The sequence below is a fragment of the Halorubrum sp. SP9 genome, from assembly GCF_005435015.1.
GTDB classification, from domain to species: Archaea; Halobacteriota; Halobacteria; order Halobacteriales; family Haloferacaceae; genus Halorubrum; species Halorubrum sodomense.
In genome coordinates, this window is record NZ_SGXU01000464.1 from 1 (window position 1) to 377 (window position 377).

The 377-nt window shown below is 62.9% G+C and carries 1 protein-coding gene; it reads left to right on the forward strand.

Annotated elements, in window-relative coordinates; all coding sequences use genetic code 11:
- A partial coding sequence (locus EXE45_RS18270) for an STT3 domain-containing protein (RefSeq protein WP_274595498.1) occupies positions 1-377 on the forward strand: 377 nt, incomplete at both ends.

Genomic DNA, 377 nt, shown 5'->3' on the forward strand with positions numbered 1-377 from the left:
GTTCCCGTCCTCCTCGGGATATTCGCGTTCATGCTGTGGACGCGGCTGCGCTCGTACGGGAACTTCATCCAGAACGGCGAGGTGTACTTCCGTGGCAACGACGCGTGGTATCACCTCCGGACGACGAGTTACCTCCTCGAGAACTATCCGAGCACGCTCCCGTACGACGTCTGGACCGGCTTCCCGGTCGGGACGAACGCGGGGCAGTTCGGGACCCTTTGGGATCACATCATGGCGGTCGGCATCTGGATCGCCCGACCGATCATGGGCAGTACCGAGGAGGTCATGCTCGTCATGTCGCCGATTATCGGCGCGCTCGTCGCGGTGCCGACGTACTTTATTGCGCGTCGTTTCGTTGACCGCGTGCCCGCGCTCGT